The organism is Mesorhizobium sp. M0514 (assembly GCF_040321145.1).
Taxonomy (GTDB): domain Bacteria; phylum Pseudomonadota; class Alphaproteobacteria; order Rhizobiales; family Rhizobiaceae; genus Mesorhizobium.
This window is the reverse complement of record NZ_JAMYQZ010000093.1, coordinates 1-22,532: the sequence shown is the minus strand read 5'-3', so window position 1 is coordinate 22,532 and position 22,532 is coordinate 1. Positions and strand designations below refer to the sequence as shown.

Below are 22,532 nucleotides of genomic sequence, written 5' to 3'. Positions count from 1 at the left end.
ATCTCCCCCGCATGGGGGGAGATTGGCAGCTCGAGCAGGCTCGCCAGTCTTGCTACGTCAGCGATTAGCGAAGGCAAAGATGCCGTTGATCTCCCCCCTTGCGGGGGAGATGGCCGGCAGGCCAGAGGGGGGTGGGCGGGAACTCGGCGTTGACTATTGCCGCATCAAATTTTTCTACGGCTCGGCGTCGAATACCGGCGTAAACGCCCGGATCGTGCAGGGCGTCGGGTTGAGGTGGCGGATGCGGACCCTGCCCTGCCCTTCCCAGCTGTCGTCGACCGGTACATCGACATTGCCGGTGTAGAGTTTCGCATTGCCGTCGGGTGCGACGATGCTCGGCATGCGCACGCTCTCCCAGCGGCCGCGGAGGAAGGACTGCACCTGCAGCCCGGTGGTGTCGGTCTCGAGCAGCGACAGGATGACTTTCGCCACCTTCTTGCGGCGGCCGATGACGGAACCGTCCTGGCCGCCGACGTCGAGTTCCAGCGTGTTGGCCTCGGACTGGAAGGGCAGCCCGACCTGCCACTTCCCAGCTGTGGCGCCGGCGGGCAGCGTCACCTGGCCGGAGGCAACCGGCAGGCCGCGATAGACCTTGCCGCCGGCCAGCACGTCGACCAGCTGGCCGTTGAGATGGCCGAGCCCGGAGACGACGTTGACGGGTGCACCCGAATAGGTCAGTCCGCAATCGACCTGGAAGGCATCCTCCAGCATGCCGTATTCGAATGGCGTGGTCATGATTTCGATGTAGCGCCTGGTCACCCCGCCAATGGTGCGCTTGACGATCAGCCAGATGTCGTCGACGCCGTTCTGGCCAGGCGTCACCACGGCGCTTTCAACGACCGCCCAAGTGGGTTGACCGGGGGCGGATCCAGCGAAGCTGCCGCCGAAGCGATGGCGGTGCATGCCGCGCACCTCCTGGCTCGGCTGGTGGGTGTAGCCGCCAAGTTCGCCATTTTCGAGCGGGAACCACAGCATCGGGTCGGGGTCGGTCTGGAAGGCGAGTTCGACCACGCCTTGCTTGGGGATATGTTCCGAGATCTGGCCGATGTCATCGGAGGTGAATTTGGCTGTAGAACTCTGCGTCAGCTCGGCGATCGATTTGCGCGAGCGGGTGACATAGAGGAAGGACTGCCCGGCATCGACCGGGCGGATGCGGGCGCAGCCAAAGGTGCGCGAACGGCGGTTCTTGAACGAGGACGGGGTGAGTGCCTCGTCGATGCCGGAGCCGGACAGTGCCCTGATACCGCCCGACGTGCCGATCAGCAGCGCACCATCGGAATCGGCGATCCAGACGATGTCGTTGGCCTGGCCGCCGCCGGCCTGGACGAATTCCAGCGCGTCGTCATCTTCCTCGCCGAGCGCGAAATTGTCGAAGTCGCCGGTCGCCGATGCATAGACCGAGAATTTTCGACTGAAGGCCAACCGCTCCTCATAGAGCGAGCCCGCCTCGACATATTTTCCGGGCACGAAGGTACCAAGCCGCCAGCGGCTGATCGGACTGAGATCCGGCAAGGCATGGCCATACAGACGAACGGTAACGACTGTCGCGCTCGTGCGCGCTGCAATCTTGGCCCAGCGCCACCGCCCATCCGAACCGAGCAGCCGGATGGCCCGGCCAACGTCCGATGTCTGGAACCCGGTATCATCGTTGATACCGGTGATCGATGACGCCGTCAGATTGAACGGCATCATAAGGTCGCCGTCCTCGTTCGGCGCCCATTCGGCGAAGTCGGTTCTGGTACTGTCAGAGCCGCCGCCACCGTCCATGTCCATGCGCAGATATTCAAAGGCGGCCTTGTTGAAAAATTCGAAGAACCGGCGCTCGGAGTTACCCCAGCCTATCTGGCCAATCCGCGAGTCGATGGTTGTCCATGTCGATCCGTCGTTCGAGCCCTGGATTTCCCATTGCGTCGGCATGTTTTCTGCTTCCGACGCGCTGTTCATGGCTTGCACCCAGTAGGCGTTGCAAACCTTCTGCGCTCCGCTCGCCTGCCGATATTGGACCCAGCCATTGGTGCCGGCACCGATCTCCGCACCTGTTCTGCTGTCCTTGTCGAAAATCGCCCACGCTGACGCGGAACCGTTGCTGGCCAAAGCCGTTCCGGCCGGAGCCGTCAAGCCTGTCATCTTCGGCACGTACGAGCCGTAACTGGCCGGCGTCATCGTGGTGCCGGTCGTGTTGATTGGGTCGTAAGGGCCGTCGAGGAACTCGTAACCTGCCAGCGTCCATGTCGTGTGGGCGGTGCGGGTCAGCACTTTGGGCGCATAGTTCTTGTGGGTGATCCACATCTGGTCGGCTGACTGGACATAGGCGAGGTCGAACAAATCGGCCTCCAGATAGGGCGAGGCCACCTCGACCGTGCCGACGCGGGCGCCGTAGGCATAGACGCGGATATAGAGGTCGCCGAACTCCAGGCAGTAGGCCTGCTCGGAGGAGAAGATGAAGGGGATGGCGCGCGTCTTCCTGGCCGAATTCTTCACCTCGTTGACGAAATAGCTGCCGCCGCGGGCGCGGATACCGCCATGCGGCAACGTGACGAAGTTCTCACATTTGGACAGCGCCGCACGATAGAGATCGAGTGAGGCGCGCGCGTGCAGGCGCGGGCTGATTTCGCCACGGGTGAAAACGTCCTGGATAGGGTAGAGCGCGGTCATCGGGCAGACACCCTGAAGTCGCCGCGCTGCTGCGCCCAGGATGAGGTGTAGAGCCGGCCGCCGCGCTGGATGGCGTTGGCGGCGAAGGCCGCGTCCAGCGCCCGGTCATAGGCGGAGCGGGCGATGTCGATCATGCCCGCCTTGTGCGTCAAGGGATGCGCGATCTTGATGGCAAGGGCGGAGACCAGCACTTCGGTGAACAGCGCGTCCCAGTCGTTCGGGTCTGTAAGGTTGGTGATGTAACGGATGATCAATGGACCGGACCGGCCGCAATAGATCAGCCCGGCTTCCTGGCGCCAGGAGATCGGTATGCCGTCCGGCTCGCCATTTGCGGTCAGCGGCAGCGGCCGCAGGCAATCGGCGGGCAGTTCATAGGCGAAGTTCAAGGTGCAATTGCCGCTGCCGGTGTCGGCGCCGGCGACGCTGGCGGCAAGGATGGCGAACACCCAGGCGTGCCTGGCGAGTTCGGCTTCCCGCGTCAGGTCGAAATGCAGGTTGAGCAGGCGCGCCGCCTTGACGTCCTGGTCGAGACTGTCGATCGGCGCCTCGTCGAGGACGGCGAGCGCCATATTGGCGATGTCGAGCGGGGTGATGGCCATGGATCAGCGCCTCGTGGATGGTGGTTGATTGGGCAAGGGTATATGGCGGAGCGCCAATCTCCCCCCTTGCGGGGGAGATGGCCGGCAGGCCAGAGGGGGGTGCTGTCCCGCCGACCTGACCTAATTTGGAGAAGCGGTTGTGGGTTGAAGGGGGTTGAAGGGACCGGAAGTTGGCGATCCTTCACACCCCCTCTGTCCTGCCGGACATCTCCCCCGCAAGGGGGGAGATCAGCAGTTTCGGCGACCCGCTGGCCGGACGAAAGGTACTATGCCTCGGTCGTTTTCAGCGCGATGAACGTCATGCTCTTGACGCTGGAGGCCGTACGGTCCCAGTTTGCCGCCAGCGCGAGCTCGGCGTCGGTGGCGAACTCGCCGGCCGAAGACGCGTCGAGGAAGCGGGTGCCGGGCACATGCGGCACGAAGTGCCTTCGGCCGACCATTTCGGTGACGCCGCCGCCATGGCCCTGGCGCGGCTTGCGGTCGAACTCGAGCGGCCCGCCCTCCGTGTTGACCGGCAACTCGTTCCACAGGATCGCCTTGTCCTTGAACATGAAGGCGGTGTAGACGCCGGCCGCCACCGGAATGTCGTCATCGACCACGCAGCGCAGCCCCATATAATAGGGGATGAGCGGGCCGCCCTGCTCGGAGGACGGCACATAGTCGATGAGGTCGGCGAGCTTCAGCGCCTTCATCTGCTTGGAGTGCATCCAGATCGTCTTGAACTTGTCCGCGCGGTCGCCCATCAGATAGGCGGCCTCGATGATGTCGGTGTCGACGATGGAGGCGCCGGTGACGCGCACCAGGTCGCTGCCGTCGTTGGCGATGTTGTCGGCCACGACCCCTTTCAGGATGCCGAGCAGGGTCAGCTTGTTGGCGCGCTGCCAGTATTCGGTCTGGCGCTTGACGATCAGCTTCTGCGGGTCGTCGCCGGCCAGGATCGAGGTCAGGTCCGGAACGCCCCAGGCCTGGGCGCGAACATTGCGGGCGGCGACCTCGCGGCGGGCGCCGATCTTCTTCATCTCGATGGAATCGGCCGGATCGTCATTGACGGGTTCCGACGGATCGTTGCCGAGATCCTTCCAGCCGGGCATGTCGACGGAACGGCCGCCCATCGACAGCTTGGCGGTGGTGGCCGGGTCGTTGAACAGGATGCCAGCCTGGAAGATTTCCAGCGACTGGACGTGCTCTTCGAACGAGTACTGGGCATAAACGGACGGAACGATCGCGTCCGCGATACGGGTATAGGCGTCTGCCATTTTTCACTTCCTTTGAGGTTTGATGTGGCGGCGGGTAGCTCGGGATCAGAGCGGGTTGTTCGGCATCCATAGATCCGGGTTTTCGCCCGCTTCCCGCGCCAGCCGCCGGGCGCGGGCGGGGTCGCTTTTGACAAGGGCTGAAATCGCCGAAATGTTGCGATCACCAGTGGCGTTGCGCTTGAACGGATTGCCGCCGCTCACGGCCGCGCCGCCGTCGATCGTGTCTTCCCTGAACATCGCCTCGCCGACGGCGTGAAATGCCTTGGCGATCTGCGGATCGGTCAGCGCCCCGTCCGGCAGAAGGATGCCCTTGGCCTTGTAGGCGTCGACCAGGCCGAGCTTCTTCATCGCCCGGTTGGCGACCTCCAGTTTCTGGCGAAAGCCATCGCTGTCGGTCGGTCCCCAGTCGCGCACGAGGTCGTCATGCGTTGCCTCGACCGAGCGGGCAAGCGCGATGTCCTGGCGCGCGGCCTGCTCGGCCATGTAGCCGACGAAGCGGTCGTGATAGGCCTGCGCCACTTTGGGCGTGGCGCCGGCCTCGACCGCCCAGGCCTTGGACGCCTGGGCAAGCTCGTCCGAATAGGCGAAGTTTTCCGGCAGCCCATCGGGCCGCCTGTACTCGACCTTGTCAGGCGATGTCAGCGGACGCATGGTCTCGGGCAGCCGGGCATGAAACTTCTGCCAGTCTTCCGGGGATGCGTCCGATGCGGGAACGCGCAGGCTTTCACCCTGCTGGCGTTCCAGTTCCGCATAGGATGTGAAAACCCGATCGAGGTTTTCAGCCTTGGTCCAGCCCTTGGCTTCAGCGAGCTTGCGGTTGCCTTCGGAAAGACCGTCAAACCAACTTTGGCCGACAGGCGCGGCGGACCCGTTCTCCGCGCCTGCCGGTGGCCGTACTGGGTTGCCCGCCGGCTGCGCACGCGCCGCCACGGACCCGGAATCTGCCAGATCTGTCATGAGTGGATTCCTTTGATTGTTGTTAGAAGGAGCCGGCGGCGAAGCTTGGTATCTCCCCCCTCGAGGGGGAGATGGCCGGCAGGCCAGAGGGGGTCGCTGCGCGTGGGGCGCCGACCTCATCTGTCGCAGAATGGGAGTCGCATCCGGTCGCACCGACCCCCTCTGTCGCCTTTGGCGACATCTCCCCCTCAAGGGGGGAGATTAGCGGCTACGCGTTGTCGCCCCAGTTTTCCCACAGCAGCGTGATCGTGCCCGTCACGGCAATCGTCCCGTCGGCATCGATATCCGTGCCGGTCGCAAACGCCAGGTTGAGGTAAAGGTCCACCGGCGTCGTCGTGCCATCCAGCGTCGCGGCTGCCGCGACATCCGCGGTCGAGGCAGTCGATAGCGCCGCGCCCACGCCATCCAGCGTGCGGGCGGTCGAGGCCAGCACATTGACCATGGCGCCGGCAAGCGTCGCGCTGGAAGCCGCCGCCGAACCGAGCGACCAGGTCAGCGCCGCATTGTCGTTGATAGTCGCCGCGCGGGTGGTCAGTACCGCAAATTGCAATCGGGCCGTGCCGCCCTTGATGCGCACCTTGCCGTCGGCAAAATCGAACAGCTTCTGGCTGGCATAGGCCAGCGCATCCGCGACCGGCACCTGCATGCCGGCAAGGGTGAAGACGGTGCGGTACGAGCCGCCCTGCCCCGTGGTGACGGCCTTGAGGCCTAATTTGGGCGGGGCAAGTCCAGCCTCGCGAGCGGCGGCGCGCGACAGCGTCCGGGGAAGACCTCGGGTCATTGGTATCTCCATTTCTGTTTGGGTGAGGAGTGGTGCGCGCAGCGCACGGAAAGCCAATTGCTTGGCTTTCCGAACGACGAACGCCCGAAGCGACAGCGAAGGGCCGGATCAGTCCACTGCTGGTATCCAGCAGTCAGGCGGCACAGCGGCCTCGGAATTCGATTCATGCAACAGCGCTATCGCCCTGTTCGCGCAAGGCGTTTCCGCTTTGGCGACCATCATCTTCAAGGGCTGAGAAACCATGTCGCATTTCGTGAGCGGGCGTGCCGCCGTTTGGCCGCAATGCGCCAGCAACTGGCAACCATTCGCTCCAATCCGCGTTTGGGGCTTCAAAGGAGTTCCAAGATGATCATCAGACAAGCCATTGCCGCCGTGCTCATGACTGCCGCTCTGGCAGGCTGCGCGACCCAGACCGAGCAGCAGCAGAGGGCGACCAACGGCGCGCTCATCGGCGGCGGCGTCGGCGCGCTCGCCGGCCAGGCGCTGGGCGGCAACACCAAGAGCACGGTGATCGGCGCCGCCGGCGGCGCCCTGCTCGGCGCCGTCATCGGCCAGGCCACCACGCCGCAGCGCCGCGGCGAACAGCTCTGCCGCTACCAGGATCGCTACGGCCGCATTTACACAGCGCCCTGCGACGACCGGTACTACAACAACGATTATTGAGGACTAGCCGCCTTCTCCCCGTTCACGGGGAGAAGGCGCCCGAAGGGCGGATGAGGGGCAGCGCGATCCTCTGAGAGGCTGGCGCCAACCCTCACCTGCCTACCGGCATCCTCTGCCGCAATCGTCCGAATTACCGTTCAAGCTCCGGCAAGATTTTTTCGTCGAGAAATTTGAGGCGGCCAGCCAGCATTTCGGCGTTAGCGGGATTTGCGTCGACATTGACCGGTATCAATTTCGCCACCGACTTTCCTTGTCGCGCTGCCTCAACCCAGTCCTCAAGGGCACCGATATAGCCATCAAGAACCTCGAAAGGCGTCCTGGCGTCGTCTGCAGGGATATATGTCGGCGGTACGTCGCCAACGATCACCCAGATCCATCGGTTCACATGTCGCGGCTCTATCTCGAACAGGAAAATATAGATTATTCCTTCGGCGCCATATCCGAAATATTCTTCTTTGATGGATAAGACCCAGGTGTAGAATTCCAGATACTGCCGTGCCTCGATCCGGGCGGCATCAAGATCGTCATCGGCGGTGCTGATGTTGGCCGGAGGCAGACGCATAACGCTGCTTAAGTCTGGTTTGGCGGTCTCCATGGCTAACTCCCTTGCGACCTTCGTCTAGCCCAGCGCGCATGATCTCCGGAATACGGTGACGGTGCACTTATTGTTCTATTTCTCTGTCCGACGGCTCACTCAAGCGATGTGGGCGACCGATAAAATGCACTGTCACCGTAATTCCAGCGCCGCCCTACGCTGAATCTCGATAACTCGATTCCAGTAACGCACCAATTCAAAATGCTCTTGCCTGGTCAACCAAATCTTGTTCTCCAGACTGACTGGATCACCACCAACGATCACGGGTTTAATCTCAAACAGCTCCATGCCCTTGGGACGCGAATTTCCGTTTTTGTCACTCATTTTCATTGCCCCAACCTAGAAAATAGATCGGCGAGGTCACGCGCTATTATTTCAGCGGACTGCCGATTCATACCTATGAATGGGATGCGTACGATTGGCTTGGCTGGATCTTCAGTGTCAAAGCCATAGCCTTCACCTCCTCCGTTCGATGCGAACAGGAGGATGCCTGGTGCATATTTTTCGACTTCATATTCTCGATTGAAGTCGCCCAATTCTTCGGCTTTAAAGAGGATAATGTAGTTATCGCCAACAAAACCTTCGCCCCCATTATGTTCTTTGAGAAAGTCGGTATAGTCCTTGGGAAGCTCGACTCCCGGGCGTGCAGACAGCCCATCGACGACCGCGGATTCGGCCGGCGCGTCAAACTGTCCCTCGGTTAAGATATATCTCACTGCTATCCTCCCAGGTCTTTAGCCAACTGATTCCACCATGGCGTAACTTGTTGCCGATGGACATCGCGAGGCAGAACGATCTTGTTGGAGGCGTCGATCGACTGGAGAGGCCGGTCAGCGTTGCGCAGCCGCGACAACAAAAGCGCGATCCCTTACTGTTCGTAAGGTTCGACCACTGCAAACGGTATTCCCAACGACTCCAGCAAATCGAGAACGCGTTTCGAGATGACAAGAAGATAGCTCGCTGCGACCCCGAAGTCATCGCGGCCAGCCTTCCCATCCACTTTCAACCAGACGAAGGGTGGAAGTTCCTGCCCAGGTTGATGCTCATGAAACTCTTCGGATGTTGTTACTTCGGCGTCTGCGAATGTGGCACCTGAAAAACCTATCTTTTGCAGCGCGTGCTGCGCATCTTCAGTGACGAGGTTGCACGGGAAGGTCGTAACGAGCACGTCCCCGGTCCAACCCTCCACGACATGGTGAAGCTTGCTCACCATTGGAGGGTGAACGCTCGGATCAAGAATCGTGTGGGGTCCGAGCCCACCTGCAACGTCCGGCTCGATGTAGAAATATTGCATCACTCACCCAAAGTCTTGCGGAGACGTTACGCAGCTACCAAGGCAAGACGCTCACTGGTGCTTGAAAGCGGCGCCAAGCAGCAGCCTAAAGCTGCAGCTCAAGACCCTTCAAAAGGCTCGATCAACGCATTGGAGACCCCCAACAGCTTCAAGACGTCGAGAACGCTCTCTGAGACAACAAGTCTATAGTCCTTGGCTATCCCGAAGTCATCGAGGCCAGCCTTGCCGCTTACTTTCAGCCATACGAAAGGCGGAAGTTTTTGATCGGGCTGCATCTCTTCGAACAATTCGGACGTTGTCACCTCGACTTTGTCGAAGGTTACTCCTGAGAATCGGCTCTCTAGAATCTTACGCTCCACACCTTCGGTCACGAGGTAGCACGGGAACGATGTAACCATCGCATCGCCCAACCATCCATCGAACTCATAGTGTAAACGTGTTACAATGGGCGGATGTACGCTCGTATCCATAACAGAATTATCACCAGGACCGCCTGATACTTCCGGCTCAAGATAAAAATATCTCATTATTTACCTATTGGAGGGTTGAATAGGTGGCCATATTTTTGGTCAATTTCGGTCGCCTTTTCCAACAACTTTTTCAACGTGGTGGTTGGATTTTGCCTGTAGAAGGCGTCCCACTCGCGTCGGATGGTACTCAGGTGCAGAGTGGAATTCAACTCCTTAGGAATACCACGCAAATTTTCGAGCGAATGCATCATTTCTTGACTAATTATTCCAATATATCTTTTCAATACCTTTTGCTCAATTCGATGGTGGACGAATACAATATCAATTAATTCTGGATATTCTCGCAGAAATGTTTGCCGATAATTTTTGGAGAAGGCTCTTAGAGCCGGCTCAATCACTTCCGCGGCAATTTCTTTGCCTCGAAGAAGATTTTCGCCCCATCGAGTACCGGTTGCACCCTCGGGGGCAAGGCCCGATGCAGTACGCAAAGCACTTGTCGCAAACTTCTCAAGCGGCTTGCTAAACTTGCTTGCGCCGCCGCGGACAATGGCCAAGCCTTTTGCAGCAGCCTGGCCGAGTGACTCTAATGCTAGGCGTCCTTCGGCAACGGCCCCCGAGCCAGGGGTGACCGGCAGTTGCTCGAGGAAGCTCCAAGGAGAATCCCGTAAATCCTGGAGAGCCAGCCCAATGTCATGCGGGGCTCGGCCCAGGGATTCGAACCCTTCACTGAGATAATTGCCGAAATCCTCCGCGGCTTGTTGGAATGCAGATTTTGGGTTGTCGGAATGTACAGATGAAGGGAGTTCTTGCCCCGTCGCAGCAGTGGTGATCGGGTCGACTTGATTTGGTCGAGAAAAGCCAGATTCCTCCAGTTGCTGAGACAGAGCTTCTCGAATGCTAGGATCTGGCCCCGCAGCCAGAAGATCACGCAGGCTGGCATCCTTCGCGGCCTGCGACATGTCGTTGTTGCGGAAGGCGTCGATAATGCTTTGGACAACAGATTTTGGTAGCGGTAGGGGTTTCTCGACGCCCAGTTGCCTTTGGGCCGCGATAGATAGAGCGATGGCCCGTCCGTATTCCTTTGGGTCTCGCGATTGTGAATTGTTGTCCGCGCTAGTTGCCTTGCTCCAAGCGGCGTCAACGTTTGGAAAAGCCTCGCGAACATAGCCAGCAGGGTCCGCGCGCCTGAGGTTCAGCGCCTTAAGTGCGGCAGCAACTGTAACCTCATACTGGGCCTGCTCCTCATTGGACCTGCCCGGCCCAGGCTCGGCATCGCGTAGTGCCGCGTGGATCGATTGGTTGGGCATGGTCCGCATGCCAAAGGCCAGACGGCCGACGTCTATCCTTCTTGCAAAATCCCCGTACTGCTTGCCGCCCTCCTCCACGCCATAGACGGCAGCGAAGGTTTCCGGGCCGGGCGTCCTGCCGGAATAGACGCCAGTGGTTGCGATGGCGTCTGGCGCGTTCTGCGCGGCTAAAGCAATATCAGTGCGGGCGTCGATCAAGCGTGCCGCATTTGCCGCATGCGCCTGTCGAACAAGTTCGCTGGCAGCGTCGGGCGACAGATCGGCAAGCAGCGCATCCGTAGGCAAACGGGCGAGTTGCGCCCCGCGGCCTTCCTTCTTGGGCGCCATTTTCGGGCCGCCCCCAGAGGAACCGCCCTCAGCGCGCGCGCTATCGCCGGCGGCCTCGCCGCCGGTGGCCGGCGTGCCAACGCCGAATATTTCCAGCGCGCGCTTCGGGTCCCTGGAAATCAGCGCCTCGAACCGCGCCTTGGCGGCGGTGCTGTACCAGTCCTTGGCCAGTTGCTGCCGGATATCAGGATCGACCCCCATCTTGTCGATGAGATCGAGCCCGTTCCGCCTGGCCGCTTCGAAGGTGAGGTGGTCGTCGGGGTTGGCCTTACCGATGGCAATGGCGTTGGTTTGCAGCGCGGTGTCGACTTGGGTCCGCTCATAGTCTTTGCGGCGCTGGAGCTGCTGCGCAGCCATCCGCCACGCACCCTCCGTGCGCAACGTCTCCTTGCGAGCGCCGAGGCCGGGATGCAGCTCGGGCGGCACCTGGCTCAGGAAACCCTTGAACAGCGTGTCGAACCGGCCCGTTTGCAGCACACGCCCCGTGTGTGGGTCGACCTGGCCATACATGCCTTCGTGCAGGCCGGCGCCATCTGCCGGCGCATTGGCAACTGCGTCGGCCTCGGCCTTTGCGATCTCGCCATCCAGCTTGCGCGCGGCGATCTCGGTGTCGAAGGCCTGCTGCTGCGCCATGAGCCGCTCGTAGTGCTCGGCAACCTCCTGCCAGTAGCTGTCGAGCGGCTGCGCCGCTGCGCTCACCGGCGAGGCATCGGCATCGCGCCGCCGTTTAGCCACGGAGAGAGGGATGATGTGTACCATTGGCTGTTCCCTGGCTTTGAACAAAGGCGCGCTGCGCTGGCGATCACGGCAGGGCCATGGCGCACGCACCGTGGCCGTTTGCGCGCTTTGTCGGATCGGTCTTTTTTGAGAACCAGTGAGATGTCCGGCAGCAAGGCCGGCGGGACAGCGCCCCCCTCTGGCCTGCCGGCCATCTCCCCCTCAAGGGGGGAGATCAGCAGCTTTGCTCTTGCCGACAATCCTGCAACGTTGGTGATTGGCGAAAGTTGACAAGAGAGCCAATCTCCCCCCTTGAGGGGGAGATGGCCGGCAGGCCAGAGGGGGGTGCCTCGCGCCTCCGGTTCGCCCTATCTATCCTCAGCCCGTGCCGCCTTCTCCAGCGCAGCCAGCTGCGTCTCGTCCAACGTCAGAAATCCCATAATGTGCTGCACCACTTCAGCACGCGCATTGCTGAGCGCGCTGTGCAATTCGAAGCCGTTCGGCGTTCTGGTCCTGGCCATCCACTCGCCATAGGACGGGCGGCGATAGTAGCCGACGGTTGCTGCGAGGTCGGCCAGCACCATTTCGCCGTCCTCGCCGGAGAAGACCCTGAGATAGGCCTTGGTCAGCGCGTCGCGCGCCTTGGCGGGACCGCCCGTCTGGCCGGCTCGGGCGAAGCGTTTGGCGCTCATGCTCCCTGCTCACTGTTGGCGGCTGGCGCGGCCGGCACGGCCGTCGCTTGCCCGCCGGCGCCCGGCGCGGCCGATCCGGCCGTCGCCTCTCCGCCGCCGCCCGCCTGCTGCATCAATGCGTCGAGCAACCCGCTGTCGCGCGCCTGAACGGCGGCCGGCACGGCATCCTTGGCGACCTTGCCGGCGGAGGCGATCGCCGCCATGCCGGCCTGGGCTTGTTGGGCCTGTGCTCTTGCTCCACGCAGACCTTCCACCTCCTCCTTGCGGCGAAAGATGCGCTGCGGGCTGCGGCCGGCGCTCTGCACGATCTTCAGCGCTTCGTCGCCGTCGATATTGTCCATGATGCCGGGATCGAACTGCGCCATCTGCATGGCCGTCGTCACCACCTGGATGGTGTCGCGCGCCTCAGCCGAGCGCCTGAGCACGTCGAGCGGGCCGGTGAAGGTCGGCCGCACCGCCTTGCCGGCGAGGCTGTCCGGCGGCGCGAAGCGGCTGTCCTCGTCATAAAGGCCCTTGTCCTCGAGAATTCCGAGCTCGCGGTCGAGATTCGAGGCAAATCCGGCCTGGATGATCGAACCCGAGGGGCCGAGCAGCGCGCCCTTCTCTTCCTGGCGAATGAGCGCTTCGGTCGCCGTCATCTGCGGGTTCTGCACCAGCGTCTGGAACAAATTGACGAACATCATGTCGCGGATTTCCTCCGCCCGGCTCGCCGCATAGTTGAAGGCATAGGTCGGGTTCTGCCCGGTCGCGATCGGCTGGATCAGCGGCCTTCCATTGTCGTCGATGAGGCCGGGATAATTCTCACCGGGGTTGAGCACCGGGACATAATCGAGCCTGGCCTTCGAGGCGGTGGCCGGATCGGTGATCTGCTGCAGGGCGCGAAGGCCCGAGCGGCGCACCGCGTTCTCCTCGCGAACCGTCGTCAGCGCCTCGATAGCAGGCGAAATGCCATAGGGGTCGCCCTCGTAGCGGCGCCAGTTGAAGGTCGACACCGGGAAGGAACGAAAACCGCTTTCCCTGACGATCTCCTCCTCGTCCTCGATGACGTGATAGGAGGCGAAGGCCGTGTCGAGATACTGATAGTCGCCCGACAGCCGATACATCTTGCGTTCGTCGCGCGGCTGGATGCACTGGATCAGCGAAATCTTCGTCTCGCATTTGGCGGGGTCGTCGACCAGCATCTTGATGCGCGCCGGCAGCTTTTCGTAGCCGAGCAGCTGCGCCGCCTGCCTTGCCGTGCGCTCATAGCGGCGATGGAAAATGTCGACCTGGCCCCAGCGGTTGCGGGCGAGATAGCCCTCGACCACGGGGATCGAGGCATAGCGGATCAGCGTGCCGCCAAAGCCTTCCTCGGCATAGAGATAGGCCGGGCCGTAGCGCACGACATTGCGCAGGCAGGCCTGCGTCGCCGGCACGAAATTGGAGTTGGCGGAATAGCGCAGCGCAAACAGGAAATCGCGCAAGGCTTCCGCCCATTCCTTCTCCTCGTCGGTCTCCTCGTCATTCATCTGCGCGGTCGTCAGCCCGTGCCATTTTTCCGACTGCGGGATGATCAGGCTTTCCAGCCCGGCGGCGAGGCGATTGGCGGCCGAGTTGATGGTGTTGGCGTAGACACGTGCGCCCCGCCGCTCCTGCCGCTCGGCCTGCGAGTCCGGCCCGCCCGTCCTGCGGCCGCTCCAGACGTCGGGCGCATCGGGATCGCAGAATTCCGCGACCTGCTCCCACACCGCCTCATACTGGCAGCGCTCGGTCTCGAGCTCGGATTGGCGGGACAGGATATCGCGGGCACGGGAATCGGTCATGAGAGGCTCGCTCGGGTAAGGAAAGGGATGGACGGCGAAGCGGCTGATCTCCCCCCTTGAAGGGGAGATGGCCGGCAGGCCAGAGGGGGTCGCCGCGCATAGAGCGCTAGCGTCATCTGTCAGTGCTGGGAGGTCGCGTCCCGTCGTACCGACCCCCTCTGTCGCCCACGGCGACATCTCCCCTCGAGGGGGGAGATCGGCAGCGTCAGCCGACTACGCGCTGCGCTTGATGCCCTCGAGCACCGGCGCAGTTTTCCGGCCAAAGCGCTGGACGACGAAGCGGCCCGCCTTCTGGCCGGGGACCTCGATCAAAGTATAGGTGATCCAGGACAGCAACGTCACCGTCGGCAGCACAACGGCAACGACGATGGCGAAGCGCAGCGGCGCCGACAATTCGTGGCCGAACTCACTGATGACGAACGCCGCGACGGGCTGCAGCACCAGCAGATGGATCAGGTAGATGCTGAAGGAAAGCTCGCCCATCAGGTGGAAGAACCGGTTGCTGAGCGTCACGGCGATCGCTCGCGCCAGCGTTCCCGCCCTTCCAGGCAGCATGCGGTAGAGAACCAGCGCAAAGAAGCCCGCCACCAGCGCTTCACGCACCAGAAGCTTGCCCAGCCCCTGGTCGCCGCCAAAGGGCAGCGCCGCGAGCAGCAGCGCCAGTGCCAAGTACAGGATAGATCGCGGCTGGCTCTGATGCACGACTCCGGCCAGCAGCATCCCGCACAGGAATATCTGCATCTTCAGCGGCAGAAAGGACGGCATCGGAAAATGGATCGACAACAGCCGCATCGCAAACACGATGACGCAGCCGGCCGCCGCGACCACAAGGGCGCTCCTGATCCAGTCCAGCTTGCGCACCAGCAGCATGACGGCCGGGAACATGGCATAGAACTGCATCTCCAGCCCCAGGCTCCAGTCAGGCAGCGGCGTGCGATAGGCGAGGTTCGGCACCAGCCCAAACAGGAAGGTGAGATGGGCAACGATGTTTTTCAGGCTGCCGTCGAGGTAGCGTTCCGGCGCCTGGTGCGATCTGGAGAGGAACTCGTCGATGATGATCCTGCAATCGTAGAGATAGGGGCCAAGCGCCAGCGCCAGGAAAAGCATGACATAGAACAGCGGCGCGATCCTGAAATAGCGGCGCGTCCAGAATTTCAGCCAGGTTTCCGGTCTTTGCCAAGGCTCCTTTTCCTGGCGCAGCTGATAGTGGAACACCATCAGGAAGCCGGACAGCATGATGAACAGGTCGACGCCGAGATCCGGCTCGCCGACGATCGGAATTTGCCAGCCGGTCAAAAGCATGCAGTGCCCGACCAGCACCCAGATCGCCGCAAGCGCGCGAAGCCCGTCCAGGCATTCGATGCGCGACGACTTGATGATGCTGGTTTCGTAGCTAGCCATGTTGCACTGCAGCATGGCGCCTGAGGAGCGATTGTCAAGCCGCTGAGAGATGACGAATTGCTACACCCTCCCCCTTGTGGGGAGGGTCGGCGAGTTCGCTTTGCAAAGCAAACCGAGGGAGACGGGGTGGGGGTGCAGCGCAGACCCCACCCCGTAGGCTGAACCGCACGTACCGTGCGGCTCAGCCTACGACCCTCCCCACAACGGGGAGGGTAAGATGCGTCACCTCCGCTTCACCAGCCTGGCATGCCGTCGCCAGTACCACCACGCCAGCACGCGCTTGCTGAAACTGCGCTTCATCGCGGTCATGGTCATACCCCCAGCAGAACGCGGCGCTGGCCGGTGAGGTCGCCGGGCGCGAGGTCGGTTTTCACCGTCGCCGCCGTGCCCTGGCGCTGTTCGAGTTCAGTCCGCAGGGCGGCCTCGCGCGCCTGCACGTCCTTGTCTTCAATGGTCGGGGTCGGTGGCAGCGGCTTCAGCGCCGGCGGCTTTTGAAAGAGACACATGGTTCCAGCCTTCTCTTGTCCAGTCGTAGAGGAAAAAGTCTTCGCCGTTGCGGCCATATCCAGGCAAACGGCAGCGTTGGGTGGCGCCGAGCCGGCCGAGCCAGCGCAGAGCCAGTTCGTTGGCGGCGAGCGCCCGCGCCTCGACCCGCCAGGCGCCCCGCGCCGCGACCTGCGGCCCCAGCACAGCATGAAAATGCGCGGTAATCCCAGGCACACAGCGCTTCATGCGGCGCGTGCCCCAGCTCCAGGCGATCCACAGCCCGCCGCGCTGTTCGGCAGCGCCAAAGCCGGCCTCCGGATTGCCGTCTAGCTCGGCAACATAGGCAAAGCCCTGCAGCGCGGTGACCGCCAGCAGGGCCGGCGACCAATGGCCAAGCTGGCAGTCGATCTCGGCCCGGTCCTCGGCACGCAGATTGGCGGCGATGTAGGAGAGATCGCGCAGCGTGGCGGGAATGATGCGGACGGCCATGGATATCCCATCCCGCGCGAGGCAGCGTTGCGAAGACCCTCGGAATCCTGCCATCAAAGGCGTCGGAAGATGACGTCGATGCTTTCGCAGCGCTTGCCACAACCATAACAGGGCTATAACATTCGAAATACAACCATAGGAGGTATCGTTGCGATCGCTCATTCTCGCCGCGATGGCGGTGTTTGCGTTGCCATTTGGCGCGGCTCAGTCGGAGGACGTGGATAAGACGGACACTCTGTGGCAAAGCTGCCCAAAGGGCGTGCTCTTCAAGGAACTCGAGTCGGGGATTGTCGTGACCGTCATCCGACAAGGTTCCGGTAAAGCCGCCTTCACGGCGGATAAGAAGCTTTTGCAGCCGGCCACGGCGGCGGAGCTGGTGACGAAAGAGGGCGACCACGGATTTATCAGTGGTCCGATGCCTTCCTATATGTTTGCGGTAGGTCCGGATACAGTCAAGAACTTCAATTGGAGGCCCGCTGAAACTTACCCAGATGCATTCTATACCGTTCGGGACGATGAAGGCGTCGAACCACTACTAAATTTTGTTGATGTTGGCTGCGCGCCGTAGCTGAACGGATGATGATCGTTTTCACAATAAAGGACACCGCCTAATAAAGAGGTGGCCCTTTCTGAGCGGCACCGATATCGATCTATTTTACGGCCAAGCTGAATAGTAGTCCTCTGGTAGATTGATACCAAATATTCCCGGAAGGAACCGCAGCAAATCGGGAGGCGTACCATGCAAATGAAGACCACGCTTCATTTTTAATTTCAGTAACCACTTAAGACCAGATTCGTCTGCATAATCTGGATTACCATAGCTAAGATTATCATCAACCGATGACGGCTCGCCTGATGCACGCTGCATTAGGTATTCGTCAACTATCCTCGATGCTTTAGGAAAACGTGGGTCGCCGATGGGTACTTGATCGATGTCGGATCGATTATGCTTAGACCTGGAGGTCGGACCATTAACGTCTGAGAATTGATCCTTACTGTTTACTACGCTTTCAATGCTATAGCCCCAATGCTGGGAAGCCAGCCGATTTAGAACCGCGTCGATAACTGCTTTAGCCTCGATTTCGTCGCTCTTAGGATAGTATTCCGTCGCAACTGTTTTCTTTAATCGAAGAATGTCTGCCGGAGATAGATCGATTGACTTCGCGAATTTTTCATTTGATGGACGCTCGGAACCGGCATCGTCAAACCCATCCGCATCCGGCTCGCCGTCAGACGCTGCCAGCGCATCTGATTGTGCCGCCTTGATATTATCCAGCTGCGTGGCCAGCGCTTTGCGCGATTTCTGATCAATTATTGCTTCAAGCGCCTTGCGCTCGGCTTCCTCCGGATCGGGGGTATCATTCCACGCTTTGATCAAACCTTCAGCGTCGGATAGGGGCAGCGGCTGAGGCTTCGCGATACCCAATTGACGCTGAGCGGCAAATGATAGCGCGACCGCGGCTTGCAAGTCCTCTGGTGTCGACAAGTTTTTGAAGGCTGTATCGGCGGCCGGAATCACCTTGCGCGCGTAAGCCGCCGGGTCGATCTGCCGCTGTTGTATGATGAAGGCGGCAGCGTCCGCGTTCAATTCATAGCGCTTCTGATCTTCTTCGAAGCGCGCCTGATCCATCCTATACAGTTCGGGATCTTGCTTCTGCGAGAAGCGGTTCGGGAGGGGTTTTGCGGCAAAGATTGACGCATCGATCTGACTTGTCGGCATGACTCGCATATCGGCAAGATACGGGCTGACATCCGCTCTCCAATTGAAAGCTCTGGATCGTTTGCCGCCCTCTTCGGCACCAAAGACAGAAGTAAACTCGGTATCGTCATGTCTTGTGCCGGAATAGGGTGTCATGTTGATTATGGCTGCCCGCGCGTTTTGAGAAGCGATGTCGAGATCGGCATGGGTGCCGATGAGACTTGCCGCATCCGCGGTGCGCGCCTTGCGAACAACATCGTCATAGGAACCAGGCGAAAGCTCGGCAAGCAACGTATCGATCGGAAGATCGTCCTGAAATGCCCGCCTTATCCGTTCATTCGACGTGAGTCGGCGAACGCGGTCACCTTTTTCGGTTGACTCGTCAGAACTATCCGTTCCGGCAACAGAGTCGGTGATGATATCATCCATCCCCTGCTCCGGCTGATTGCTTTCCTGAGTGGTAAACGCTGTCGGCACGAGCAGATTGAGGGCCCTTTTCGGGTTCTGAGTTGTCAGAGCCTCAATCCGTGTCTTTGCCGTGCTATCCCGCCACGCGGCTTCGGCCTGCAACTTGCCCTGCGGGTCGAGGCCCATCTTGTCGAGAACATCGAGTGCGAGCCGGCGAGCGGCGTTAAAAGCCACAGTGTCGTTGGGATTGCTTTGAGCGATGGCGTCAAGCTCGGCGCGCTGGACCCCCGGACCATTGGTTCTGTTCATAATCCTTGCGCCGCTGGAGCTGCCGCTGCGCCATGCGCACCGCGCCTGCCATGCGCATCGCCTCCTTCTGCTTGGCAAAGTTGGCGCGTTGGCTTTCGGGCATGCTCGGCAAGACCTCGCCGAACATCTTGTCGAACAGACCGGGCTTCACCGCTCGGCCGTCATACGGGTCCAGCTGGCCGTACATGGCCTCGTGCATGCCCGCGCCGTCGGCCGGCGCCTTCGCCGCCACCTCGTCTTCGGCCAACGCGATCCGGCCGTTGAATTGGCGGCGTGCGATCTCGGCGTCGAAGGCCTCCTGTCGCTCTGTCATCTTCCGGTAGTGCTCGGCCAGTGCGGAAAGCTCGTCGCCAAAACCCTGCATGGCGCCGCCGATGGGCGACCCTTGCGGATACTGCACTGCGTTCCCCGTATCGAGCCGTCGCCGACCAACGGAGAGTGGGATGATGTGTACCATCGTTGGCTGCTCCCTGGCTTTGAACAAAGGCGCGCAGCGCTGGCGACCACAGCAGGGCCGGGCCACACGCGTTCGCCCGCCCGCCTCGCGGGCTTTGTCGGATCGAAGACTCTTGGAAAGATCGAGGGCGCTTGCCCCTCACCGAAACGCCCCCAGCGGATCGCTCTGCCTCGCCGACCGTCTCGCCGCCTTGAACTCCGCCGGATCGACCACCGCTTCCCGCAGCATCATCGCGCCGTATCGCGTCGCAGCCATCAAATCGTCGCGCAGTTTCACCACCTTGCCGTCCTTTCGGTGAAAAAGCCTGAATTCTTCGAACCAGGGCAGCAGCGTCGAAAACACCTTGAAGCGGCCGGACTGCATGCGGTCGAGCATTTCCATCAGCCCGGCCTCGACCGAGACCGAGCCGTCGGCAAAGCGGGCGTGGCCGGTGAGCATGTTCAAGCCGTGGGCGGCATATTGCCTGGCGAGCGCCGTGCCCGCCCCTTCCAGCGTCTCGCGGCGGCCGTCGCGCGGCCAGGCCCAGGGCAGCCATTCGCCCCATGGCTTCAGGGCCAGCACCTGCATCGCCGGCGTCTGCTGCGAGGCCCGGGCTGCTTTGGTGACGTAAACGATATCAGCCTCCGTATCCCAGGCGAGTTCGACGGCGGCCGAGGGATGGTCCCATCCGAAATCGAGCGCGCCGATCCGTGGCCAGTAGCGCGGCAGCCGGAACGGCTCGCAGGCGATCAGCTCCTCGGCAATCGGAAAGATGCGGCCGGAGCCCAGCACCGGAACGCCGCGCGCCCGCGCCTCGCGCTCATGCTCGGGATAGGCGGCGACGATCGCGGCGCGCTCGTCAGGCGAATAGTGTTCGACGTCGTCTATGGTCATGAAGGTGACGTGACGGGTCATGCAAGCATGCTCCAATAGAGTGTGGCCATTGATACCAGCGCTCATCAATGCGAAGCTGACCCAAGACTTGGGGGAACACATGATTCGGATTGCAATCGTTGTCGGCATTCCCGCCAGTGCATCGGCATGCACCAGCCAGGCGAATGTTCCTTACGATACGAGTAAAAAAATCTGCAGAACCCGTACCGATCCAGGAACAGGGTTCAAACGCGAGGTCTGCGTCCCCGACACTCCCAATCAATCCTGTATGCTCTATATATATCAGTATACCGGTCGAGAGAAAATATTGTGCGGCCCGTTAACGCGCAAATCGCCAACCGCCGAAGGTCGTGCCAGGCAACTTGCCGGCACCAAATACCCCTGATTCGACTTATCAACTGGGTTTGATGCGGATCACCTTTGGCGCCTGCGCATCCATTGTACCACGGTTCTTACCTTCTCCCCTTCTGGGGTGAGAAGCGGTCCGCGTGGCGGACGAAAGCCAATTGCTTGGCTTTTCGAGCTTCGAACGCCCTGAGCCTGCGAAGGGCCGGGTGGTGGCCGATCCAACCTGCCGGGTCCCCGCTGCTCCGCAGCGTCCCGGCGTTCGCCGGCCTTTCGTCGTGCCACTGGCACGACGAATTCGCTTCGCGAACCAGCTGCTCACCCCACAAGGGGGGAAGGGAGAACCTCCTGCGCCGTCAAGAACCGCAGCACCACGTCGCTCATGCCAAGCAGCGGCGTAAACGTCACCATGGTGATGCCGCCCGTCGCGTTGGTGCGGGTCAGGCCTTCGGAATAGATATCGAGCGGCGGCTCCTCGTCGAACCAGACGCCGTGCAGGGTTTCGCCCTGCCACTTTTCGCGGCCCTTCTCATAGCTCTTGAACGACAGCACCGATTCATCGGCCTGCACGTCGCCGCCGCCGCCCCAGCGCACCACGATGCTGTCGAGCGCGCCCGGCGCGCCGCGGCCCATCGTGGTCTGGCGGATGGCATCGGCGGGGATCATGCCGGTGCCCCATGCCGCCTGCTGCTGCGGCGGGCCGACCAGCACGCGCTGCGGGTTGTCTCGCGTGCCCTCGCCGGTCACGCCGGCAGCCCATAGCCTGACGGCGGCGTCGAAGGTCTTGCCCTGCCACCACGCGGGATAGCGGCCGGTGAGATGCATGGCCCATTCGGCGCCGCCGGCCCTGGTCTTGCCCAACTGGTTGCCGGCCATGAACAGACGTTCCCGGTTCTGCGCGCCGGCGGCGTGAAACTGCGCCTGCCTGGGATAAGGCCGGTAGGCGGCAAGCTGGTTAGTCCTGCGCCTGCGGTCCAGCTCCTGCAGCAGCGCCAGATAGTGGCGGCGCGTCTTCAGGCTGGTCGCCAAACGGCCCGAGGACGGCTTCGAGGCCACGGATGCGGCGGCGGATCTCGTCATCGCTCAGGGCTTCCAGATTGTCAGATGAAACATGCAAATCCTTGGCCAGATCCTTGGGTAGCACCGATTGCACGATCTTCAGATACTGGTCGGGCTTGTCGGCCCGGACCGCGGCAATGACGCCGGCGCCATGGGCGCTGAAATCGGCGCGAACCGCGTCGAGGAAATCATCGCCAAGCGTCTTCTTCGTCCGCTTCGGCTTGGCAGCGGCGGCAGTCGCCTTGCGGCCAGGGCGCGCACGCGGCGCCGTCCGGTCAGCCATGATCCGAGATCCCGGCGGGCTCGGCGGTAGGTGCCTGTTTCGCTGGCCGCTTGATCTTGCCGGACTTGATCTTGCCGGACTTGCGCCGTGCCGATTTTGGCCCTGACCGTGTTGGGGCGGCCTTGCGGGCTGCATCAGCGGCCGGCGCGTGGCGCTTTCCGGCAGACGCGGCTTTCAGGCTTGCCCTGGCGATCGCCCTTGCGTCGTGCGCGCCGCGCGGAAAGCCGAAGCCGCCGATGGCATCGACAGGACCACCGCGAACCATGCCGATCAGCACGCCCGGCACGACCGGCTCGATACGGCCGATGCGCGCCTGCGGGGCAGCGCCCTCGAACACGCCAATGGCGCTGACGACCTCGCGGCCGTCATCGTCGGTGATGATGGTGGCATAGCGGTTGGACAAGGGAGGCCTCGCGGATAAGGCAGAATGAACCGAGGATAGCGTTCCTTCACGCCCCCCTCTGTCCTGCCGGACATCTCCCCCTCAAGGGGGGAGATTGGCAGCTCCAGGGTCGCGACCAATTTGCAGCGCTGACGATTGGCGAAAGCAAGGCGGCAGTCCGATCTCCCCCCCGTGTGGGGGTTGAGGAGTGGTCCGCGCAGCGGAC

The 22,532-nt window shown here is 61.9% G+C and carries 24 protein-coding genes; 2 read left to right on the top strand and 22 right to left on the bottom strand.

Going from position 1 to position 22,532, the window contains the following annotated elements:
* Window positions 1-174: 174 nt before the first annotated feature.
* The 5 genes from NKI61_RS27435 to NKI61_RS27415 all read right to left on the bottom strand — a co-directional run bounded on the left by NKI61_RS27435 (window position 175) and on the right by NKI61_RS27415 (window position 6,248).
* Window positions 175-2,655: a phage tail protein gene (locus NKI61_RS27435; RefSeq protein WP_352841802.1), complete on the bottom strand. Its 2,481-nt coding sequence runs from the start codon at window positions 2,653-2,655 to the stop codon at window positions 175-177.
* Complete coding sequence (locus tag NKI61_RS27430) at window positions 2,652-3,254, bottom strand: phage connector family protein (protein WP_352841800.1); 603 nt, start codon at window positions 3,252-3,254, stop codon at window positions 2,652-2,654. The genes NKI61_RS27435 and NKI61_RS27430 overlap by 4 nt, the downstream gene beginning before the upstream one ends.
* A gap of 266 nt (window positions 3,255-3,520) precedes the next feature.
* The gene (locus NKI61_RS27425) at window positions 3,521-4,510 is read right to left on the bottom strand and encodes a hypothetical protein (protein WP_023743516.1); all 990 of its coding nucleotides are present in this window, start codon (window positions 4,508-4,510) and stop codon (window positions 3,521-3,523) included.
* Window positions 4,511-4,555: 45 nt separating this feature from the next.
* Window positions 4,556-5,467 (bottom strand): hypothetical protein, encoded by a 912-nt coding sequence (locus NKI61_RS27420; protein WP_023743517.1) that lies wholly within the window; start codon window positions 5,465-5,467, stop codon window positions 4,556-4,558.
* 208 nt (window positions 5,468-5,675) lie between these two features.
* Entirely contained in the window at window positions 5,676-6,248 is a 573-nt protein-coding gene (locus NKI61_RS27415; protein WP_031246752.1) for a hypothetical protein, read from the bottom strand.
* A gap of 345 nt (window positions 6,249-6,593) precedes the next feature.
* Here NKI61_RS27415 and NKI61_RS27410 point away from each other — a divergent pair, with 345 nt between their 5' ends.
* Entirely contained in the window at window positions 6,594-6,911 is a 318-nt protein-coding gene (locus NKI61_RS27410; protein ID WP_023739167.1) for a YMGG-like glycine zipper-containing protein, read from the top strand.
* Between the two features lie 130 nt (window positions 6,912-7,041).
* On the opposite strand, the gene NKI61_RS27405 is transcribed toward NKI61_RS27410, so the two are convergent.
* The 11 genes from NKI61_RS27405 to NKI61_RS27355 all read right to left on the bottom strand — a co-directional run bounded on the left by NKI61_RS27405 (window position 7,042) and on the right by NKI61_RS27355 (window position 16,491).
* Entirely contained in the window at window positions 7,042-7,506 is a 465-nt protein-coding gene (locus tag NKI61_RS27405; protein WP_352841796.1) for a hypothetical protein, read from the bottom strand.
* A 132-nt stretch (window positions 7,507-7,638) separates the two neighbouring features.
* On the bottom strand, window positions 7,639-7,830 hold the full coding sequence (locus NKI61_RS27400; RefSeq protein ID WP_031246754.1) for a hypothetical protein: 192 nt from the start codon (window positions 7,828-7,830) through the stop codon (window positions 7,639-7,641).
* Between the two features lie 2 nt (window positions 7,831-7,832).
* Window positions 7,833-8,222 (bottom strand): SMI1/KNR4 family protein, encoded by a 390-nt coding sequence (locus tag NKI61_RS27395; RefSeq protein ID WP_023743522.1) that lies wholly within the window; start codon window positions 8,220-8,222, stop codon window positions 7,833-7,835.
* 152 nt (window positions 8,223-8,374) lie between these two features.
* Window positions 8,375-8,800, bottom strand: coding sequence for a hypothetical protein (locus tag NKI61_RS27390; RefSeq protein ID WP_352841792.1), 426 nt, complete (start codon window positions 8,798-8,800; stop codon window positions 8,375-8,377).
* Between the two features lie 98 nt (window positions 8,801-8,898).
* Window positions 8,899-9,327, bottom strand: coding sequence for a hypothetical protein (locus NKI61_RS27385; protein ID WP_031246756.1), 429 nt, complete (start codon window positions 9,325-9,327; stop codon window positions 8,899-8,901).
* Window positions 9,327-11,663 carry a hypothetical protein gene (locus NKI61_RS27380; protein ID WP_352841790.1) on the bottom strand — a complete coding sequence of 779 codons (2,337 nt, stop codon included), beginning with the start codon at window positions 11,661-11,663 and terminating at the stop codon, window positions 9,327-9,329. Before NKI61_RS27380 ends, NKI61_RS27385 begins: the two co-directional genes overlap by 1 nt.
* 326 nt (window positions 11,664-11,989) lie before the next feature.
* The gene (locus tag NKI61_RS27375; protein ID WP_023743526.1) at window positions 11,990-12,313 is read right to left on the bottom strand and encodes a Bbp19 family protein; all 324 of its coding nucleotides are present in this window, start codon (window positions 12,311-12,313) and stop codon (window positions 11,990-11,992) included.
* Window positions 12,310-14,115, bottom strand: coding sequence for a portal protein (locus tag NKI61_RS27370; RefSeq protein ID WP_286441626.1), 1,806 nt, complete (start codon window positions 14,113-14,115; stop codon window positions 12,310-12,312). Before NKI61_RS27370 ends, NKI61_RS27375 begins: the two co-directional genes overlap by 4 nt.
* 213 nt (window positions 14,116-14,328) lie before the next feature.
* Window positions 14,329-15,516, bottom strand: a complete 1,188-nt coding sequence (locus tag NKI61_RS27365) for an acyltransferase family protein (protein WP_352841786.1) — start codon at window positions 15,514-15,516, stop codon at window positions 14,329-14,331.
* Between the two features lie 311 nt (window positions 15,517-15,827).
* Window positions 15,828-15,953 carry a hypothetical protein gene (locus NKI61_RS27360; protein ID WP_023740006.1) on the bottom strand — a complete coding sequence of 42 codons (126 nt, stop codon included), beginning with the start codon at window positions 15,951-15,953 and terminating at the stop codon, window positions 15,828-15,830.
* Window positions 15,954-15,963: 10 nt separating this feature from the next.
* On the bottom strand, window positions 15,964-16,491 hold the full coding sequence (locus NKI61_RS27355; protein WP_352841783.1) for a hypothetical protein: 528 nt from the start codon (window positions 16,489-16,491) through the stop codon (window positions 15,964-15,966).
* Window positions 16,492-16,639: 148 nt separating this feature from the next.
* Here NKI61_RS27355 and NKI61_RS27350 point away from each other — a divergent pair, with 148 nt between their 5' ends.
* The gene (locus NKI61_RS27350) at window positions 16,640-17,059 is read left to right on the top strand and encodes a hypothetical protein (RefSeq protein WP_352841780.1); all 420 of its coding nucleotides are present in this window, start codon (window positions 16,640-16,642) and stop codon (window positions 17,057-17,059) included.
* Between the two features lie 87 nt (window positions 17,060-17,146).
* Here NKI61_RS27350 and NKI61_RS27345 read toward each other — a convergent pair whose 3' ends face one another.
* The 6 genes from NKI61_RS27345 to NKI61_RS27320 all read right to left on the bottom strand — a co-directional run bounded on the left by NKI61_RS27345 (window position 17,147) and on the right by NKI61_RS27320 (window position 22,327).
* A complete protein-coding gene (locus NKI61_RS27345) occupies window positions 17,147-18,907 on the bottom strand; it encodes a hypothetical protein (protein ID WP_352841779.1) in 1,761 nt (586 codons plus the stop codon).
* Window positions 18,864-19,364 (bottom strand): hypothetical protein, encoded by a 501-nt coding sequence (locus NKI61_RS27340; protein ID WP_352841777.1) that lies wholly within the window; start codon window positions 19,362-19,364, stop codon window positions 18,864-18,866. The genes NKI61_RS27345 and NKI61_RS27340 overlap by 44 nt, the downstream gene beginning before the upstream one ends.
* Before the next feature lie 138 nt (window positions 19,365-19,502).
* Window positions 19,503-20,258 (bottom strand): phage terminase large subunit family protein, encoded by a 756-nt coding sequence (locus tag NKI61_RS27335; protein ID WP_502899926.1) that lies wholly within the window; start codon window positions 20,256-20,258, stop codon window positions 19,503-19,505.
* Window positions 20,259-20,900: 642 nt separating this feature from the next.
* Window positions 20,901-21,638: a terminase large subunit domain-containing protein gene (locus NKI61_RS27330; protein WP_245260097.1), complete on the bottom strand. Its 738-nt coding sequence runs from the start codon at window positions 21,636-21,638 to the stop codon at window positions 20,901-20,903.
* A complete protein-coding gene (locus NKI61_RS27325; protein WP_023671450.1) occupies window positions 21,538-21,924 on the bottom strand; it encodes a hypothetical protein in 387 nt (128 codons plus the stop codon). The genes NKI61_RS27330 and NKI61_RS27325 overlap by 101 nt, the downstream gene beginning before the upstream one ends.
* Entirely contained in the window at window positions 21,917-22,327 is a 411-nt protein-coding gene (locus tag NKI61_RS27320; RefSeq protein WP_023671449.1) for a hypothetical protein, read from the bottom strand. The genes NKI61_RS27325 and NKI61_RS27320 overlap by 8 nt, the downstream gene beginning before the upstream one ends.
* Window positions 22,328-22,532 lie beyond the last annotated feature (205 nt).

What these genes read in the sequence shown, in the direction of transcription:
- NKI61_RS27435 (WP_352841802.1), bottom strand. Translation starts at nt 2,655, where the DNA reads ATGACCGCGCTCTACCCTATCCAGGACGTTTTCACCCGTGGCGAAATC.
- NKI61_RS27430 (WP_352841800.1), bottom strand. Translation starts at nt 3,254, where the DNA reads ATGGCCATCACCCCGCTCGACATCGCCAATATGGCGCTCGCCGTCCTC.
- NKI61_RS27425 (WP_023743516.1), bottom strand. Translation starts at nt 4,510, where the DNA reads ATGGCAGACGCCTATACCCGTATCGCGGACGCGATCGTTCCGTCCGTT.
- NKI61_RS27420 (WP_023743517.1), bottom strand. Translation starts at nt 5,467, where the DNA reads ATGACAGATCTGGCAGATTCCGGGTCCGTGGCGGCGCGTGCGCAGCCG.
- NKI61_RS27415 (WP_031246752.1), bottom strand. Translation starts at nt 6,248, where the DNA reads ATGACCCGAGGTCTTCCCCGGACGCTGTCGCGCGCCGCCGCTCGCGAG.
- NKI61_RS27410 (WP_023739167.1), top strand. Translation starts at nt 6,594, where the DNA reads ATGATCATCAGACAAGCCATTGCCGCCGTGCTCATGACTGCCGCTCTG.
- NKI61_RS27405 (WP_352841796.1), bottom strand. Translation starts at nt 7,506, where the DNA reads ATGGAGACCGCCAAACCAGACTTAAGCAGCGTTATGCGTCTGCCTCCG.
- NKI61_RS27400 (WP_031246754.1), bottom strand. Translation starts at nt 7,830, where the DNA reads ATGAGTGACAAAAACGGAAATTCGCGTCCCAAGGGCATGGAGCTGTTT.
- NKI61_RS27390 (WP_352841792.1), bottom strand. Translation starts at nt 8,800, where the DNA reads ATGCAATATTTCTACATCGAGCCGGACGTTGCAGGTGGGCTCGGACCC.
- NKI61_RS27385 (WP_031246756.1), bottom strand. Translation starts at nt 9,327, where the DNA reads ATGAGATATTTTTATCTTGAGCCGGAAGTATCAGGCGGTCCTGGTGAT.
- NKI61_RS27380 (WP_352841790.1), bottom strand. Translation starts at nt 11,663, where the DNA reads ATGGTACACATCATCCCTCTCTCCGTGGCTAAACGGCGGCGCGATGCC.
- NKI61_RS27375 (WP_023743526.1), bottom strand. Translation starts at nt 12,313, where the DNA reads ATGAGCGCCAAACGCTTCGCCCGAGCCGGCCAGACGGGCGGTCCCGCC.
- NKI61_RS27370 (WP_286441626.1), bottom strand. Translation starts at nt 14,115, where the DNA reads ATGACCGATTCCCGTGCCCGCGATATCCTGTCCCGCCAATCCGAGCTC.
- NKI61_RS27365 (WP_352841786.1), bottom strand. Translation starts at nt 15,516, where the DNA reads ATGGCTAGCTACGAAACCAGCATCATCAAGTCGTCGCGCATCGAATGC.
- NKI61_RS27355 (WP_352841783.1), bottom strand. Translation starts at nt 16,491, where the DNA reads ATGGCCGTCCGCATCATTCCCGCCACGCTGCGCGATCTCTCCTACATC.
- NKI61_RS27345 (WP_352841779.1), bottom strand. Translation starts at nt 18,907, where the DNA reads ATGAACAGAACCAATGGTCCGGGGGTCCAGCGCGCCGAGCTTGACGCC.
- NKI61_RS27340 (WP_352841777.1), bottom strand. Translation starts at nt 19,364, where the DNA reads ATGGTACACATCATCCCACTCTCCGTTGGTCGGCGACGGCTCGATACG.
- NKI61_RS27335 (WP_502899926.1), bottom strand. Translation starts at nt 20,258, where the DNA reads ATGACCCGTCACGTCACCTTCATGACCATAGACGACGTCGAACACTAT.
- NKI61_RS27325 (WP_023671450.1), bottom strand. Translation starts at nt 21,924, where the DNA reads ATGGCTGACCGGACGGCGCCGCGTGCGCGCCCTGGCCGCAAGGCGACT.